Source organism: Pseudostreptobacillus hongkongensis (assembly GCF_001559795.1).
GTDB lineage: Bacteria > Fusobacteriota > Fusobacteriia > Fusobacteriales > Leptotrichiaceae > Pseudostreptobacillus > Pseudostreptobacillus hongkongensis.
Genome location: NZ_LOHY01000126.1, coordinates 1 through 540, shown reverse-complemented (window position 1 = coordinate 540; position 540 = coordinate 1). Strand labels below are relative to the sequence as shown.

Annotated in this window: 1 protein-coding gene; it reads left to right on the top strand. The window is 21.1% G+C overall.

What is annotated here, in order from left to right:
* On the top strand, nucleotides 1-328 hold a 328-nt coding region (locus AYC59_RS07950), incomplete at its 5' end, for a transposase (protein WP_211260029.1).
* Nucleotides 329-540 lie beyond the last annotated feature (212 nt).

Here is a 540-nt window from a genome sequence, read left to right as displayed (position 1 = left end):
TAAGAAGATATCTATATGTTATGCTATGAAAGAAGAAATGAATAGAATATTTAATCTTTTTAGTTTTGAAGAAGCTAGTATATCTTGGGAGAATTGGTTTAATGCTGCAAGAGAGAGTTTAATAGAACCACTTGTGATATTTGCTAATAATAAGCTAAAGAGAATAAAAGGGTTAATAGCACATTCTATACATAATATAAGTACTGGTAAATTAGAAGGATTAAATAATAAGATTAAAGTTACTAAGAGAAATGCTTATGGGTATAGAAATATGGAATACTTCTTTAGTTTTTTAAAATATTTAATGTTACCTAAAGAATATAAATAAGTTGATATATAATTAAGAATAATAAAACAATAGTTAAGTCTATTGTATTTTTAAGCTACAAAAAAGTATCTAATAAAGACTTATATTGAAACTATATATAAATTATAGTTTTAAAGTCATAAATTAGATACTTTTTTAATTTTAAATATTATTATCCCTTAAATATTTGTGAAGAACCATAATAGTAGTATAATTTAATGGAAAAATAAAAA